This window comes from Endozoicomonas sp. ALE010 (assembly GCF_049310165.1).
Taxonomy (GTDB): Bacteria; Pseudomonadota; Gammaproteobacteria; order Pseudomonadales; family Endozoicomonadaceae; genus Endozoicomonas.
Window position 1 is genome coordinate 72,186 of sequence record NZ_JBLYNV010000008.1, and the last position, 15,759, is coordinate 87,944.

Consider the following 15,759-nt stretch of genomic DNA (forward strand, 5'->3'; position numbering starts at 1 on the left):
ATCACACAAGCTTTTCTAAAAAATTAGTAATAACAAGTTGGTTATTTCCCAGAACAAACAGGAACAAAATCTTTAAACGCTGGTTGTTTATTTCAGGTTCTTTTGAAAAATATTCAGATAAAAAAAGAGGCCTTTGCAGGGAACCATCGGCCATAAACCCGGTCCGACGAACCAGAAAAACCGGAGTTATCGAACCATGCATATTTTAAGCAATTATCAACCCCTTCCCCAGGCCATGAGCCGAAACAGTGATCAGCGCTGTCAGTCCTGTAAGGAACAACGGAGCAATTTGCAGCAGGCAATCTGGGTGCCATGCAGCGCAGCAACCTTTATTGTAGGCTTTTTTTCGGGACTAATTTGCAATTGCTCCGTCGCGTGTTCTTCGTTAACTGGTGCGTCATGTATCGGCTGCTTTACATTGTGTTGTTGGAACAACATCGGAAGGAGTATTGACAAGTGCCTGACAGAACGGAAATGTTGTCATTTTGATAATCTGCCGTATCAGCCTGATTCTGGCGAGATCAATAGTTCCGGGGCCAGTGAAACTGATGCCAGAAAAAAGCTTTCAGGTGACAGCCATTCGACGACACCATTCCAGATGATCACTGTACAACCAGGCACAAACTCTGTCCGCAACCGTGCAGCTCCGGGCATCCTCATTTCACCCGATCATTCACTCATCCAGGAGAATGATAACAACGATGTGCCAGCCGACTCAGTTAAGAAGACAAAAGCCGACTTTGTTGCTGTGGACATAATGGAAGATTTTCTCATCGGTTACGGAACACAGGCCAGGAAGTAAAGATAAGTGAGATTCTCCCAGGAGCCTGTAAGGAAGGTCACATTAAAGCGGCCTTGCCCGGGAACTATCACCAATAAACCCGGTCCGACGATCTGGAAAACTGGAGTTAACGAACCATGAATACTGTAATCAATTACCAGCCCGGACCACAGGCCGTGTGGGGAAACAATGTTCAGCACTGTGACTTCTGTGAGAAAGAACGTGACAATTTGCAGCAGGTTGTCTGTATGGCATACAGCACGGCAATGTGCGTAACAGGATGCTGTACTCTGGGATGTGTTACTCCCGCCCCGAAGGCCTGTTTATACAGTGCAGCATTTACCGGCGCTTGCGCAGTACGTTGCTTGAACAAGGCCGAAAGTACGGTGGACAAGTGCCTGAAAGAACGGAAGTGTTGTCATTCTGATCATTTGCCATATCAATCTCATGCCCGCGAGTGGGATAATTATGGCTTTGGTGAAACTGATGTCATTGAAAAGCCTGTAGTTGACATCTATCCACCTACACAATTCCAGGTGCTCACGTTACAACCAGGCGCAAGTTCTGTCCGAAACCGTGCTGCCCAGGGCTGCCTCACTCCACCCGGGCAGGGCAATGGCACAGGTTCCTAATCGTTTCATCATGCCCGGTGGCCGACGAATCGGTCATGAACATTTGTGACACTCAGCATTGCTGCTAAGCTGATTGAAGTCTCCAGCCTTGCAGGCGGCCCGGTGTGGCCGATAGCCGAAATGCCTCCCCTGATCTGTATCCCCATGGGTGACCCTGCCGGTATCGGCGCAGAAATCATTATCAAATCACTATGTGACCCGGAGCTTGCCGGAACCTGTCGGCCAGTGGTGATGGGGGATGTTCGATGGCTGGAACAGGCCGCCAGCCTGTGCAGGGAGAAGGTCAGCTTCCGGTTGCTTCAACAAACGACTCCTGACTTGCATCAGCCCGGACAAATCAACCTGCTTGACTGCCCGATCACGAATATCGACCACATTATGTTCGGAAAAATCTCTGCAGAAACCGGAGTGGCAGCATACAAGTTTATTGAGCAGGCGGTTCACTATGTTCAACAGCAGAAAAAAAGTGCCATCGTTACCCCACCCATCAATAAGCTGTCGCTCAAAGCGGCAAAGATTCCTCATATCGGCCATACGGAAATACTGGCATCACTGACTCACACCCATGACCCTATTACGCTCTTCCAGGTTGCCGGGCTCAGGGTTTTCTTTCTTACCCGCCATCTGTCGCTCAGACAGGCCTGTGATGCCATTGTTGAAGACAGGGTTTTCAAGGGCATTGTCAAGTCTTACCAGATTCTCAAGTCCCTGGGCGTCCCTTCGCCATCACTGGCTGTGGCCGGTTTGAACCCCCACTGTGGCGAGAACGGGCTGTTTGGAGATGAAGAAGTCTGCGCCATTGAGCCTGCGGTGATGCGGGCCAGGAAGGAAGGGTGGAATATCACTGGCCCCATTCCCGCTGATTCCGTGTTCCATCAGGCGCTTAACGGCGATTATGATGGGGTGCTGTCCATGTATCATGACCAGGGCCATATCGCCACCAAGATGGTGGACTTTCAACGTACGGTTTCCATTACCTGTGGCCTGCCATTTCTGAGAACCTCGGTGGATCACGGAACCGCCTATGATATCGCCGGTACCGGTCAGGCCAGCGAAGTCAGCCTGACGGAAGCGATCAAAGTCGCCATACAATATACCGATGGAACCCACCGGAATCAGTAATCCGCCTTATGCTTCAGGATCTCACGACGCTGCTTTTTATCCGGACGGTGATCGGGTCTGGGCATGGCACCTCGCAGGGCTTTTCGATTCTCGGCGGCCTCTTCCCGGGCCTGAAGGCTCTCAGGTGTTTCTTCATAGAGCTGCTGGGCCAGTTCAGCCTTCTGCCGCTTATCACTGAGCTGCTTAACGATAACAATGCGCTCATCCCAGCCAGCACGAAGTTTTATCACATCACCCACCCGGGGCTCTTTGCCTGGCTTGCACCGCTGACCATTCAAGTGCACCTTGCCACCGTCTATGGCTTCCTTGGCGATACTGCGGGTCTTATAAAAGCGGGCTGCCCATAACCATTTATCAAGTCTGATCTTTTCACTATTACTCATTCGGTCCCCCTTACTGGTACATGGTTTCAATGAGTTTGACGTGTACAATCTCCGTTCACCCTGAGCGGAGTCGAAGGGTGCTTGGCACGATCTATCAGAGTCCGGAGTTTCCGCCCTTCGACAGGCTCAGGACGAACGGAGTGCGGAGGCACGACAACCCGTCAAACTCATTGAAACCATGTACTAGGAAATAAACAGTTCCCGGAAATCCTCAACCGCATTGTAGGTACCAGTGTCCCAAGGCCCTTTTTGACTGTCGGGATAACGGATGGCCAGCAGCTCGGCAATACCATAGGTCTTTGCTGAATCAAGAATGCCGATATTGTCATCAATAAACAGTGCATGCGCCTTATCGAGGGCAATATCGTCTTCCAGTGCACGCCAGAAACTCTGACCCTCCTTGGGATAGCCGTAGTCATGGGAACTGATTAACTTATCATAGTTGTCAAAATGGAGGTCTAATAACGTGCCATCCATATCCAGCAGCACTGTGATGATCTTGGTCCAGTCAATCATGAGGGCGTCTCAGCTAGAGAATGTTGGGGAATTCAGGGGGTATCAGGTCCTATCTGAACGTTTCCGGCCATTTTACCAGTGCCATAATGTGAATGAAATTCCGTGCTTTCAAGGCCAAAAGTGATCCGGCATCAATGGATACCAGGAGCCTATGCCCACTATAATGACCGGGTATTTCCAGCCAGTACCATCAGGAAACCATGACGGAACACATTCCACAGAAAAATAAGCCAGAGATTCGCGCATGCCGGGAAATCGCCCGAACCCGCCTGTTCCGGGTGGAAGAGTTGGATATCCGGTTTGCAAACGGTGAAGAGCGTATTTATGAACGTCTGGGTGAGTTTGAGACAGGACACCGGGGCGTGATGGTTGTGCCACTGGTTGATCACCAGCATTTCATGATGATCAGGGAGTACGCTGCCGGAACGGAAGATTACCAGCTCACCCTCCCGAAAGGCCTTGCCGAACCCGGCGAAACCCTGCAAGAAGGGGGCAACAGAGAGCTGAGGGAAGAGATCGGTTTTGGTGCTCAACGCTGGCATCACCTGGGCGACTTCACCCTTTCACCCAACTACATGAAGCGCAGTATTCATATAATGGTGGCGCAGGACCTTTATGAAGAGACGCTGGAGGGCGATGAACCAGAACCCCTGGAAGTCGAGACGTTTTCATTTGATCAGTTAATGACGCTGTGTGCCCGGCCGGACTTTACGGAAGCAAGAGTGATCGCAGCCCTGTTTATGGTTCGCGAGCAACTTCAAGCCGGGTTACTGGGTTGACCATTAACCGGCCTGATCCACCTTTGCCAGAGTGCGAGATATGAGCAATCCTGAGTCTTTAATTCCTGAGTTAGTACACATTGCCCGAGAGGCAGGAAAAGGTATTCTTGCCGTCTATCAGCAGGATGATCTCGGGGTACAAACCAAGGCGGATACCACGCCTGTCACCAAGGCTGATCTGGCGGCCAATGCAGTCATCGTTAATGGCCTGGAAGGTTTGCCGGTAACATACCCTCTGCTTTCTGAAGAGTCGGATCATCCCTCCTGGCAGGAAAGAAGAAACTGGCAGCGTTACTGGCTGATTGACCCTCTGGATGGAACCAAAGAGTTTATTAACCGCAATGGTGAATTCTCAGTCAATATTGCCCTGATTGAGAATAACTACCCGCTCCTTGGCATCGTGCATATTCCCGCGACGGATACCACTTACTGGGGAGGTAAAAGTCTGGGCGCGTGGAAACAGGTTAACGATGGTGTTGCTTATGAAATCCGCCCCAGAAAGTTCGCTCCCCAGAAGGAAGTCATCGTTCTTGGCAGCCGCAGTTATGGCACAGAACAGGCCAGTCACTACCTTAACGCACTGAAAGCGGTGTATCCGGGCCTGATATCCAGGAAAGTTGGCAGTGCATTAAAAAGCTGCCTGATTGCTGAGGGTCAGGCTGATATCTATCCCAGACTTGGCCCTACATCGGAATGGGATACCGGAGCTGTTCAGGCAGTTGTTGAAGGGGCAGGCGGATTGTTTCTTAATCCGGATGGCCAGCGGTTCAGTTATAACCTGAAAGAAAGCCTGATTAATCCAGACTTTCTCGTACTGGCTGATAAAACGATTCAATGGAATAATTTCTGGCCGCCGCGTTCCTGAGGGACTGTATGAGCGGCAGATAGCTATCAAAAGACATAATGAATATCATCCACCTCAACCCTGGGGGCTCTGTCGGGTGGATTATCCACCTCACCTTTAATAATGGTGGGAGAGTTCAGCTTAACCTCCTGATCGGGCAGGGCTGAATCATCAATAAGTACTTTAATCTCACCGGTTTCACCACGAAACAGGTATATTTTCCCTTTGATTTTCTTAACAATTTCACCGGAAATCCGAACCAGTTCTTCATCGTCTGAGGTGTTCAGAATTTCTTCAACACTTTGCTTGTGATACATGGGATTTTCGGACGTATCGCTCTGGTCAAGATTAAAACGTGTTTCCTGAGAGCAGGCCGAGGCAATAAAACCTGACAGGATTACTCCTGCTAACTTTCCTTTCGTCATAAGTCTTATCTCTATTCAATCCTTATGTGATTATTCGGCAGTGCCGGATTATGATGCAATATCCATTTAACCCTGTTAAAAACGCTATTTATTTTCGTAGCTATTTTTTCTGTAGCTAATCATAAATAAGATCCATGCTAATTAAGACCCAATTCATAATAGCAAATGCTTTCCGGGTTTGTTCAAAGCCAATAATTATCTATCGAAATAGTTAAACAAACGAAGACGGAACCGTTCAAAAAGAGCACAAAGAAAAGATTTCTTTGTGCTCTTTTTGAACTTCGTGGTTATCCAATTCCAAAACCCATTAAAAATATTGGGGTACCATTACAGTAAATTCGATCCTTTTTTGTGCAGTTCTTTCTGAACGCAACGGGATAAGTAGCCAGAAATATATGATTCCATATGGCCAGCTACTTAATTATGCTAACTTGGGTACCTTGTTGCTGAAAAAAGCATCAAGCACCTTTTGAGTTTCCTCCAGGGGACCTAAATTCCCCAGGTCTTTTGCAATGATGGGTTTCAGTAGCTGCCTGGTATCTGCATCGAAGTAGTCTTTGTCATTCCATTGGAAACTATCCACAACCGAACGAGGGCCACCCCTTAAATTCTCACATGGCTGATCAATATAGTTGATAATATCTTGCAGAAAGTGCAAGGTTTTGATGGTCTTAGGAATAAACATTGACTCTACCCAATGACTGACCTGCATTTGCTGAACGCGACCCTCCGTCCATTGGTCATAACCTCTCATTAGCTCGCTTTTCTCACTTGAAAGTTCAAGGCTGATCAACTGCTGGAAAATATCTTTATAGTTTTCCTCCCATTTATCAGGGGCCGTAGCCAGCTGAAAGGCTAAAATTAACAAATCCTCATATCCCAATTTATGAGAATGGGCGCTACTTAACTGGTCATCCAGAGAGTCGTGGTGTTTGGGTTTGGAACAATATTCAGACATTTTGTGTAAGACCTTCGTATACGACACCATCAAATGACTGACCCTTTCCATGGTTCCGGTCTTATTAGTCGATAATGCGTCAAGCCAAATATCCTTGACCAGACGGAAAAAGACCGGATACTCCAGGAATGAACATTCATCGATTTTGGGAAAATCTGCCGGAGGGTTATTAACCAACTCCTGAACTTGTTGGGCAAACTCACCAAAATAGCGTTGATAGTCATCTGAAGAATAATTCTTATAGTTGTTTGGATCAAAACTATGATAATGAAGATTTGCATGACCAGGAAATATCCGCGGATGGGCACCCGGGTATGATTCACGGTAGTGAGTGCAGACTTCTGTGGCAGACCCGAAGTCACATAAGAACTGTTGATCATAACCAATAGCCAGAACTGGCCAGCCATAACGGATGTAGGTTGCCGACTCCTTGAGGAACTCTGGCCAATTGCTGACAATCTCGGCCACTTTTTGCTGCTCCGGCCACGCAGAGGTAAGGTGTTCGTCAATTTTTTTGTCCAGACTTTTTTTCAGTGACTCGGCAAACCTGACGACCTCTTGGACTATTTGAGATTGATTACGGAAGCCGCGAGTCTTGTCCATCGCCTCTTTGATGATGAGAAATGCGGAGGTTATATCAACGCGTTTGCCGGCAAGCTCCTGGATAATATCAGCCGGAGTTGGTTTAATTTCCCGTTCATATAGCGCCGTCTCTCCAGTAATAATATCCTTCTCAGAATACCCCAGCATCTTCAGTTGAAGGCGCTCAGATGAGGTGGTGGTGTGCCGGGAATCAAACTTCCCGGCTATTGCAGGTGTAGTGCCGAACGATAATTGATCAGCACCGCCGACGGCAGTGCACTGGATAGATGTTTGTGGCTGGATGGAATTCGCCATGTAAACTCCTGAACGTAGAATGAAAACGAAATTCTTGTGATTGACCAGATTAAAAGCGATATGTTGACTGACTGATCAGTTTTATGGACAACAGGACTAGAATTTTGTTCCCAAACTCTCCCGGTTGGCAGCAGTTCAGTTATAACCTGAAAGAAAGCCTGATAAATCCTGACTTTCTCGTACTGGCTGATAAGTAGCTAACCATCAAAAAACATAATGGATATCATCCACCTCACCTTTCTCTATTCATTGTTTGTTCAAATCCAACCATCATCTGTCGATATATTTTTAACCTTTTCATAGTGTTAGTTAATTAAAATTGATTTGGACATCATAACGCAGTCACTTCGCAATAATATGAGGCCCATTATGCCCCACCTTACCATCCGGAATGCATTCAAGAGCCTGATCTCTCTCGTTCTGGGCATAGTGTTCATGAATCAATGCCTGGCTTCAGAACAAGACTGCACCAACCTGCATGAACTCCAACACTACTCTGAACAGCTATTGCCTCTGTGTGAAGCCGATGATTCGGCCACACCCATCCAACTGGCCTCCGATCAGGCACTGGAGGTCTGTGATGAACCGGATGGCAGTGGCATGTGCAGAACCTATTTCAACGCTACCGGCAATGTGGCAGAAGCGCTGGAAGACAATTTTTCCTTTGCGCGGTTGATTCCGTTCAACCATCACGATTTTTATATGGCATTTATGTCAGACCCTCAGTACCCATGGTCATGTCAATCATCAAAAGAAAATTGTGATGACCAGGACAAAGCCTGGCAGGAAAATATGAATTATGTGCAAAGCCTGAATGCATTAATGGATGACCTGGGTAAAGAGCAACTGGCCGGCGTCGTCATCAATGGCGACCTGACCGCGTTTGGTTATGACTGGCAGTTCGATGCCTACTACCGGCTATACCACAACGAATTAAAAATGAACGTCTATCCGGGCCTGGGTAATCATGATATTTCCAACAATGTTGATGGCTGCTTTTTGAACAACTGTGCTTCCAGAATGATGCTGTATTTACGGGATCATGTGCGTACGTTGAATGTCCGCAGTTTTGACTATCACAGCACGGGGACTTATTTCGAGTTTCCATTACTGAAAAAAAAATTCAGTAAAAGCTTTGCTTATTCCTGGGATATTGGTGACATCCATTTCGTTCAACTCAATAATTACCCAACCTATACGGCACAATGGGATGGCTGGAACTTTGCCAGGACCCGAAGGGATTATTTTGATATCCAATCCGCCAGAGAGTGGCTGGCCAATGACCTGGATCAGGCCAGCAGTGAAGGCAAACATATTATCCTGAACTACCACATATCTGGTTTTACCAATGAGATAAGAGATATCCTGCGGCGATATAAAATTTCTGCCATTTTTGCCGGTCACCTGCACTCTTTTGTAGGCCAGGTTGATTTTCACACCCTGTGGGATTTCTACGGACCAGGTGAGCACCTCCCTGTGTTTCTGGGAGGCGCAACGGCGTTCCAGAAATACATGCTGGTTCGATTTGAGGAAGATCAATTTGAGGTCAGTATTGTGAAAAGTGATCAGGGCGCAAGTTACGAGTTGGAGAGTGAGGGTGTATATCCCCTTTATTAAGTCGTTATTCGTAATGTGTCTACATACTGATGATTTTAACGGTTTTCTCTTTTTTCAGTACCTGGTAAACCAGCCGGTGCTGAATATTAATTTTCCGCGATAATGCGCCGCTCAGGTCGCCCAATAGTGGCACTGCCCAAAATGGATCGGCCTGCTGTTCAAAAGTGACCACCTCTGCTGCTGATGGCACACCGTGCTGCAATGTGTCCATTCAGAAAAAATTTGTATCACTCGACTCTAAAGTTTTTGCCTGACCATTAAGTTAAATTTGAGCAGGTCTCACTGCTGCTACTCAGGCTTCACGGCTGCGCAAAGCCTTCATCGTGGCAACAGGAGGCCTGCTGTACCAAGCTTGGTTGCAAAGTAATGTATTGGCAACTTTTATATGACCATGCTTATACGTGTTCTTCCCTGCGCTACCCAATTTATTGATCATCTTGACCAGGCTTTACGTCAGGCTCCGCATGCTCAGCGACTGACTATGAAGCAACGCTATTTTTTTGCATTTGTCATTTCAGCAATGATTCTGACTCAAAAGCTCTGCTGGGCAACCATGGAGCGTCGAAGTCTTGGCCAATACACATCAGCCGCCTTATGGTGGATGTTTTATCGATCCGAAATTGTCTGGCATCTACTGCTACGCATCAGTGTTCTGGTCATCATTGATCGTTATGGCTTATCAGAGGGAAATCTTCTTATTGACGACACTGGGCGCTCACGATCCAAGCGGACCAAAAAGATTGGCAAAACCCACAAGATCAAGGAGAAAAAGACCAATGGGTATATCAACGGTCAGGAGCTGGTCTTTCTGGTTTTACAGACTCCGCTGGTAACCGTTCCTGTTGACTTCAGGTTCTACATGCCCGACCCGAAGATGACCGAATGGCGGAAAACAAGAGACTTGTTAAAAAAACAGGGGATTCCTCCAAAGGATCGGCCCCCCAAGCCAAAACCCAACAGTGAGTACCCAACAAAACAGGTGCTGGCACTGGATATGATCCAGGCTTACCAGCGACACTTTCCCAATATAAACGTCACTGGCATTCTGGCGGATGCTCTTTATGGGGATGCCAATTTTATGGATAGAGCTTCTTCGGTCTTCTCGGGAATACAGGTGGTTAGCCAGTTACGCTGGAACCAGTTGGTGATCTACAAAAACAAAGAAGTGAAGCTGAAGGCCTATTTTGACAGTTACCTTGGGCCTGGTGTCAAAAAAACGCTGGTTATACGAGGTGGAAAAGAGCAAAAGGTGACGGTGCTATCTGCCCGGCTTAAGGTCAAAGCCCATGGGCAGAAGCGATTTGTTGTTGCCTTGAAATATGAGGGAGAGGACGACTATCGCTATCTGGCCGCCACGGATGTTTCCTGGCGTCATGATGATATTGCCCGGCTTCACACGCTGAGGTGGTTGATCGAGGTGTTCTTTGAGGACTGGAAACTTCATGAAGGCTGGTGCAACAGAGCCTTGCAGCAAGGCATTGAAGGGTCTGAGCGTGGCGTGATCCTGAGCGTGCTGTGTGACCATATGTTGCTCCTTCATCCTGAACAATCTGCCTGCCTGGAACACAAACAGCCCCGGGCGGGTAGCCAGCGCTTACCGTTGGCTGCCTGGTCGAGAAACTCAGAATTGATGCGTTGCTGGATATCATCAAGATAGTTGTGGAGTCAGAAAATCCTCAAGAGAAGCTCAAGAAACTGACGGAGTCTCTCGAAGACTATCGCCCGTTGAGAATATCCAGCAAGCATATGGCAGGCAGGGAGCTGGGGAGAATGATGCCAACTGCCTCACTCAAGTACCGTTTGCCGGAGTATCAAACACTCGTGCATTAAAAACTTGAGAGTCGAGTAATAAAGTACGTCTTATTTGATTGTGCCAAGGTTGGGAGCCAATTTTTGCTCAGATCAACTCCGAGAAAAACAACCTGACCTTTCTGGTTTGCTCCTGATTTGTTAACCTCATGCGGCTGTCCTTAAGAGTGGTGGTCGTGAGCGCCCAGCGCCCTTCAGGGGAAACCAGACACAGGGAACTTTCTGACATTTTGGAGTTCTAAGATCTGGCGCAAGTTAATGTCGTTCGGTCTGCTCTTTTATAAATGCCATCATCACTCACACCAAAAGCAGCACCCATTTAATATAGGAAAGTTCTAAGCAAGTTAAGTTCAATTCACTACATTGCTTATTTATACATCAGCGATGTATGCAGCCATTCAGAGAAAAGCAGGGACTTATGGATATATCCGCAGCAAAGCAGGATTTTTTCACTCCACAAGCCTCTCAGAAAAAAAAGCCTGGGGGTCGACAGGGGAAAAAAAAATCCACAATGGGTTATGCACTAGAGTGCAATAATTCGACCAACCCAAGAAAACGTCACAACACCTCTCAGGACTCAGATCAACTCTCCCCCCGTGCAAAGGTATTGAAAACACGTAAAATTACTCCGCCCATAACAATGCAGGCAAACATTCTCCATGACCAGATTTTTACAGATCTGACCGAAGATCCAAAACAAGGCAAGGGTAAGAAAATTTTTGGGGATTTCTGGGGTGCTTTTAAAAGTATTCTGGATGCATTCTGTAACCAATACCATGGTGATGATACCCCCATAATTGAAGAAAATATCCTGGCAGCATGGATGCCCTGCAAAGATATAACCAGAGAAAATGACAAGAAGTTAGTCAAAATTGTCTGGGGTGATCGTTATTGCAAAATCACAACGGTTAATTATTTTTGGGATCAGGCAAAGAATATGGTTTTACGAGGCATCAAGGAAGGTGTAAATTACTTCTCTTATGAAACTGAATACAAAACCGGTAAAAAACCAATAACTGCATGGGAATGTCTGGACATATTTTTAACACAATTCATAAGCCGGAAAGGATGGAAAGGATCAGCAGCATTGCTCAGAGAGAAACTGACTTCATCGTTGAAAGACCCAAAGCCAACCGAATCAGACAAGAAAAAAATCAGTATTAGACACTGTGACCAATTTCTCAAACCTGAAGACATTGACAGCAAGGGTCTGCAGCTTTTTGGTAAATATCAATGGCGAGCAATCACTAAACTGATTGCAACATCCTACAATGGTTATAGACCATCCCAACAGGAAAACTGTACACCCGAGGTTCATGATATTTTCCACCAGGCATTAAAAGACTTTATTCAGATAATGCCAGAAATGCCCGGTATGGATGAAGTAGATGATCTTCATCCTGAAACTGGAGCGCCTATAAGAAGGACAATCGCAACGACTGAATTTAACATAAGTTCATCAGCTAATAAGCTTAATTCTGAACAAACGTTTGCTACATTGATCTATCCATTTATTCATGCTGAAAAATACGATCTGATGACAAAGGATATTGAGAAATATGAGTTCCTGCTAGCGGCGGTAATGAATTTAAAGCACTACTACTTTATCGTGGTAGACCCCAGAAACACCAGTAAAGAAGAATTTAGAAATGATGAATTATGGAAAAAAGAGCATAAGTACCATAGTATTTTTCCTTTTCTACTTTCATTTAAACCAGGTGTTAGCTCTATACCCAGCAGTGAAAATCCTGAAATTGGAGAAGATATAAATTATGATGCTTTAAAAAATTGTTTTTCTTCAGAAAATGAATTATCCACAGTAAAAAATATAAATCTTGAACTTGAATCAAGACTTACTAACTCTGAAAAAAATATATCAAATCTTATAAACGAAAAAAAATATCTGGAAGAAAAAATAGAGTTACTTTCTTCAGATAATACAGACATAAAAGATGAAAACAAAAAATTAACTGATCAACTACAAAATCACAAGAAAGAAATCTCTGAATATAAAAAACAAATACAATCAACAGAAGAAAAACTGCAAGAAGCCAATCAATTACTGTTAAAAAAAGAAGAGGAAATTAAAGAAAAACTCACATTAACTAAAGAAAATCAACACCTGACAGAAGAGCTAAAACTATCAAAAGAGTCAGCAATATCGTTAGAGGGTGAAGTAAAATCACTGACAGATACCATAGGATTTCTAAAAGACAAACTAGGCAAACTTGAAGAAGAACATAAAAGCATTGAAGAACAATGCAAGAAAAACATAAGTGAAATATACCCGCAAAAAAAAGAAACAAAAAAAAATAAATCAGGAGATAAAGAGCCGCCCACCCCATTAAGATCAATGAAAAACATGGTAGAATCCATGTGCTTGATAACAAGAGAAACACAGGAAGAGGCTGCCTATCTGCAACAAAAATTAATGAAAGAAAAAATCACAAGCCAAAAGTCAATTAAAGAAGCAAAATCATTTAGAGATACCCTTTCTGACAGGGAAAAACAGATTAAAAAACTGGAAAAGGAGATCCAATCAGCAAGAGAAGAAAGTATAGCTTCCAATGATACATTACTTGAAAGCAGTACAAAGATAAAGGAGTTAAAAATTCACCATCAAAATGAAATAAAAACAAGAACAAAAAAAATAGAAGAACTAAAACAAAATTACACCAAAAAAATAAATCATCTGGAAGAAGAAATCAACAACCTTAAAAAGCAGAAAAAAACAAACCAGGATGAATTAAAAAACCTGAAACAGTATCTCAATGAAGCAAATTCAAAATTAAAAAGAAACAATGATATTTTGTACAAAAGTTTAAGGAATAAAATCACAGAACTCTCAAAAAAGATCAAAGAAAAAGAAAAAGATATTAAAGAGAAAGATAAAGGGCTGACATCTATAAAAGACCAGATTACAGAACACAGAACAAACTCAGAACAATTAGTAGGTAAAGTTAATGTTCTGGAAAGCAATATTAAAACTTTAGAAAAAGAGAGAGAACTTCTTTGTCAATTACTCAGAGAATCCAGCAACCAGGATGAAAAAATCAAGTTTGAATCCGAAATCAATCACCTTAAAAAAGAGCTATTAAGTTCTAAGGAAAGCATCAAAGTGTATGAGAGTGATTTGAAAAAAATGAAAGACAAGCAAGACTCTCTGTTATCCGAATTAGAAAATATTAAACACGAACTAGCCAGAAAAGAAACAGAGGAACGTGAACAACTAATAAAAAAAAAGAATCTAGAAGATAAATTGAAATTGACTGAGGTAAGTGCTTTACAGTCACAATCGGAAGTAAGTAGCCTGAAAAAGGAATATGAAAGACGTATTAAAGCATATGAGAGTGATTTAAAAACATTAAAAGACAAACAAAGTTCTCTTTTGTCTGAATTAGAAAATATTAAATCTGAGCTTACCAATAAAGAATCAAATGAACGTGAACAGCTAATAGAGAAAAATAATCTGATAGATAGCCTGAAAGAGAGTAAAGCAAGTATTTTACAACTGCAAACAGAAGTCACTTCCCTGAAAAGACATGAAGATTGTTTAAGTACAGAAAATAAAAAACTTAATACCTGGTTGACTGAGATCAGATCAGATCTTAAACAGTCAATATTGGAAAAAGAAGCTGTTGGGCAAGACCTGAGTCTTGCCCAAGATGCACTGACCAAGCAAACAGAACTCATTAAAATAATACGTCAAGAGTCTAGCCATACACAAAATGAATTGGAAAGAACTCAAGATAAAAACAGCCAATTGAAAGACCAGGACATCCTTTTTATCCAGCAACAGGCATTACTGCTGGATGAAGACCAACGTTTAGAACAAGTACAGAGAGAACTCATTTGCACAAAAGCTCTGGCAGACGCGAAATGTCGTGAAGTCGATGAATTAAAGAAAGAAATGAATAACCTGAAAACAAATGTTCCTGCAATCAATCATACTGTTAATCAGCAGCTCAATATTCTCCAGATGACGCCTGATCAACTACTGGACTACCAAACGGGAATGGAAACACTCCTCAGGCAGAAAGATATTACCATTGATCTATTACATGAGATGTTGGCTGCAAATGCACAGACAGCAAAAATCCAACCCGGGCCTTCTCAACTGGCACCGTTAAATCCTGAGGCCGTTGTTCCTGTCGGGACCAGCACCAACCCAGCTAAGGTGAATAGCCCTACTGGCATTAGTAATGAAACCGGTATTGCATTTTCTGTCCTATGCCAACAATTATTGCAAGACGAAAACCCGACATCTGAGCCTGACATCGTTCAGCCACCATTGACCTCAGCAGGTACAGAGTCAGCACGAGCAGTGGCAACAGTCACACCTCAACAACTATCAATGTGTGGTCCGGGGACTTTCAATTCAGGTTCACAGTGGCCCGTACCCGGAGGACAACTCTCAACTATATCGATGAGCACTCCTGTGCAGGAGAGCACCGGGTCAGCCCCAAATACCAACGAATTACAATACAGAAGGTCAGCTTTAAATACCTCCGGATTACCATTCCCCAGGCTAGAAACCACATCCCTTCGCACTTCAGATGCTGACACACCATGGAACTTTGAATCTATTCCCTCCCTGCTTGGCATTATCACTGATTTAGACGATATGTCCTCTGTAGAGCCTATATTTAACGCACCAGTCCCTGACCAACCCGCATCGCCAAAGTCCAGAGATAGTTTTCCTTTCAATAATAATTCCCGGGAGCTTGTCAGACTTAAGCATCTGTAGCGAGGATTGCGAGAAATTGAGCCTAAAAATTTCAGATTCTGAGGAGAATAGCGGGGCTATTTAATGAAGAAGCAGGGATTTTAGACCAATTTCGCAACCGCACGACTGCATGGATGCAGGAGCTCGGAGCAGTTGCCGCGTAGGACAGTCTTAAGTCCGACAGGACGTCTAACTCCTTGAGGGCCATGCCGGTATCAGGAATAATACTTCTCTCAATCACCTGAGGTTACCACCACGAACAGGATTGAA

At 44.5% G+C, this 15,759-nt stretch carries 15 protein-coding genes; 9 read left to right on the forward strand and 6 right to left on the reverse strand.

The window, feature by feature from the left end; translation table 11 throughout:
- Position 1 precedes the first annotated feature (1 nt).
- Positions 2-154, reverse strand: a complete 153-nt coding sequence (locus ACO6UY_RS05740) for a hypothetical protein (RefSeq protein WP_269672400.1) — start codon at positions 152-154, stop codon at positions 2-4.
- A gap of 135 nt (positions 155-289) precedes the next feature.
- Here ACO6UY_RS05740 and ACO6UY_RS05745 point away from each other — a divergent pair, with 135 nt between their 5' ends.
- From ACO6UY_RS05745 to pdxA, 3 genes are all read left to right on the forward strand, one after another.
- Positions 290-802 carry a hypothetical protein gene (locus ACO6UY_RS05745; protein ID WP_422467207.1) on the forward strand — a complete coding sequence of 171 codons (513 nt, stop codon included), beginning with the start codon at positions 290-292 and terminating at the stop codon, positions 800-802.
- Positions 803-918: 116 nt separating this feature from the next.
- On the forward strand, positions 919-1,413 hold the full coding sequence (locus ACO6UY_RS05750; protein WP_422443850.1) for a hypothetical protein: 495 nt from the start codon (positions 919-921) through the stop codon (positions 1,411-1,413).
- Positions 1,414-1,458: 45 nt separating this feature from the next.
- On the forward strand, positions 1,459-2,535 hold the full coding sequence (pdxA, locus tag ACO6UY_RS05755) for a 4-hydroxythreonine-4-phosphate dehydrogenase PdxA (RefSeq protein ID WP_422443852.1): 1,077 nt from the start codon (positions 1,459-1,461) through the stop codon (positions 2,533-2,535).
- Here pdxA and hslR read toward each other — a convergent pair.
- Both hslR and ACO6UY_RS05765 read right to left on the reverse strand, forming a co-directional pair.
- Complete coding sequence (gene hslR / locus ACO6UY_RS05760) at positions 2,529-2,918, reverse strand: ribosome-associated heat shock protein Hsp15 (protein ID WP_269672396.1); 390 nt, start codon at positions 2,916-2,918, stop codon at positions 2,529-2,531. The genes pdxA and hslR overlap by 7 nt on opposite strands.
- Before the next feature lie 183 nt (positions 2,919-3,101).
- Positions 3,102-3,434, reverse strand: a complete 333-nt coding sequence (locus tag ACO6UY_RS05765; RefSeq protein WP_422461275.1) for a hypothetical protein — start codon at positions 3,432-3,434, stop codon at positions 3,102-3,104.
- A 200-nt stretch (positions 3,435-3,634) separates the two neighbouring features.
- On the opposite strand from ACO6UY_RS05765, the gene nudE reads away from it, so the two are divergent.
- Positions 3,635-4,213, forward strand: coding sequence for an ADP compounds hydrolase NudE (gene nudE, locus ACO6UY_RS05770; RefSeq protein ID WP_422461277.1), 579 nt, complete (start codon positions 3,635-3,637; stop codon positions 4,211-4,213).
- A 40-nt stretch (positions 4,214-4,253) separates the two neighbouring features.
- A complete protein-coding gene (cysQ, locus tag ACO6UY_RS05775) occupies positions 4,254-5,078 on the forward strand; it encodes a 3'(2'),5'-bisphosphate nucleotidase CysQ (protein ID WP_422443861.1) in 825 nt (274 codons plus the stop codon).
- A 26-nt stretch (positions 5,079-5,104) separates the two neighbouring features.
- Here cysQ and ACO6UY_RS05780 read toward each other — a convergent pair whose 3' ends face one another.
- On the reverse strand, positions 5,105-5,482 hold the full coding sequence (locus ACO6UY_RS05780; RefSeq protein ID WP_269672392.1) for a NirD/YgiW/YdeI family stress tolerance protein: 378 nt from the start codon (positions 5,480-5,482) through the stop codon (positions 5,105-5,107).
- Between the two features lie 421 nt (positions 5,483-5,903).
- Positions 5,904-7,337 (reverse strand): hypothetical protein, encoded by a 1,434-nt coding sequence (locus ACO6UY_RS05785; RefSeq protein WP_422489350.1) that lies wholly within the window; start codon positions 7,335-7,337, stop codon positions 5,904-5,906.
- A 324-nt stretch (positions 7,338-7,661) separates the two neighbouring features.
- Here ACO6UY_RS05785 and ACO6UY_RS05790 point away from each other — a divergent pair, with 324 nt between their 5' ends.
- Positions 7,662-8,954 carry a metallophosphoesterase gene (locus tag ACO6UY_RS05790; protein WP_422489351.1) on the forward strand — a complete coding sequence of 431 codons (1,293 nt, stop codon included), beginning with the start codon at positions 7,662-7,664 and terminating at the stop codon, positions 8,952-8,954.
- Between the two features lie 19 nt (positions 8,955-8,973).
- On the opposite strand, the gene ACO6UY_RS05795 is transcribed toward ACO6UY_RS05790, so the two are convergent.
- Positions 8,974-9,165 carry a hypothetical protein gene (locus ACO6UY_RS05795; RefSeq protein WP_422489353.1) on the reverse strand — a complete coding sequence of 64 codons (192 nt, stop codon included), beginning with the start codon at positions 9,163-9,165 and terminating at the stop codon, positions 8,974-8,976.
- Between the two features lie 174 nt (positions 9,166-9,339).
- Here ACO6UY_RS05795 and ACO6UY_RS05800 point away from each other — a divergent pair, with 174 nt between their 5' ends.
- From ACO6UY_RS05800 to ACO6UY_RS05810, 3 genes are all read left to right on the forward strand, one after another.
- Positions 9,340-10,611: a transposase gene (locus tag ACO6UY_RS05800; protein ID WP_422489355.1), complete on the forward strand. Its 1,272-nt coding sequence runs from the start codon at positions 9,340-9,342 to the stop codon at positions 10,609-10,611.
- Complete coding sequence (locus ACO6UY_RS05805; protein WP_422443873.1) at positions 10,590-10,784, forward strand: hypothetical protein; 195 nt, start codon at positions 10,590-10,592, stop codon at positions 10,782-10,784. The genes ACO6UY_RS05800 and ACO6UY_RS05805 overlap by 22 nt, the downstream gene beginning before the upstream one ends.
- 397 nt (positions 10,785-11,181) lie before the next feature.
- Positions 11,182-15,510 (forward strand): hypothetical protein, encoded by a 4,329-nt coding sequence (locus tag ACO6UY_RS05810; RefSeq protein ID WP_422461279.1) that lies wholly within the window; start codon positions 11,182-11,184, stop codon positions 15,508-15,510.
- Positions 15,511-15,759 lie beyond the last annotated feature (249 nt).

Bases quoted from the DNA above. Each gene is read 5' to 3' on its own strand.
- hslR (WP_269672396.1), bottom strand. From the start codon at position 2,918: ATGAGTAATAGTGAAAAGATCAGACTTGATAAATGGTTATGGGCAGCC.
- ACO6UY_RS05785 (WP_422489350.1), bottom strand. From the start codon at position 7,337: ATGGCGAATTCCATCCAGCCACAAACATCTATCCAGTGCACTGCCGTC.
- ACO6UY_RS05750 (WP_422443850.1), top strand. From the start codon at position 919: ATGAATACTGTAATCAATTACCAGCCCGGACCACAGGCCGTGTGGGGA.
- ACO6UY_RS05795 (WP_422489353.1), bottom strand. From the start codon at position 9,165: ATGGACACATTGCAGCACGGTGTGCCATCAGCAGCAGAGGTGGTCACT.
- ACO6UY_RS05765 (WP_422461275.1), bottom strand. From the start codon at position 3,434: ATGATTGACTGGACCAAGATCATCACAGTGCTGCTGGATATGGATGGC.
- cysQ (WP_422443861.1), top strand. From the start codon at position 4,254: ATGAGCAATCCTGAGTCTTTAATTCCTGAGTTAGTACACATTGCCCGA.
- nudE (WP_422461277.1), top strand. From the start codon at position 3,635: ATGACGGAACACATTCCACAGAAAAATAAGCCAGAGATTCGCGCATGC.
- ACO6UY_RS05800 (WP_422489355.1), top strand. From the start codon at position 9,340: ATGACCATGCTTATACGTGTTCTTCCCTGCGCTACCCAATTTATTGAT.
- ACO6UY_RS05740 (WP_269672400.1), bottom strand. From the start codon at position 154: ATGGCCGATGGTTCCCTGCAAAGGCCTCTTTTTTTATCTGAATATTTT.
- ACO6UY_RS05780 (WP_269672392.1), bottom strand. From the start codon at position 5,482: ATGACGAAAGGAAAGTTAGCAGGAGTAATCCTGTCAGGTTTTATTGCC.
- ACO6UY_RS05810 (WP_422461279.1), top strand. From the start codon at position 11,182: ATGGATATATCCGCAGCAAAGCAGGATTTTTTCACTCCACAAGCCTCT.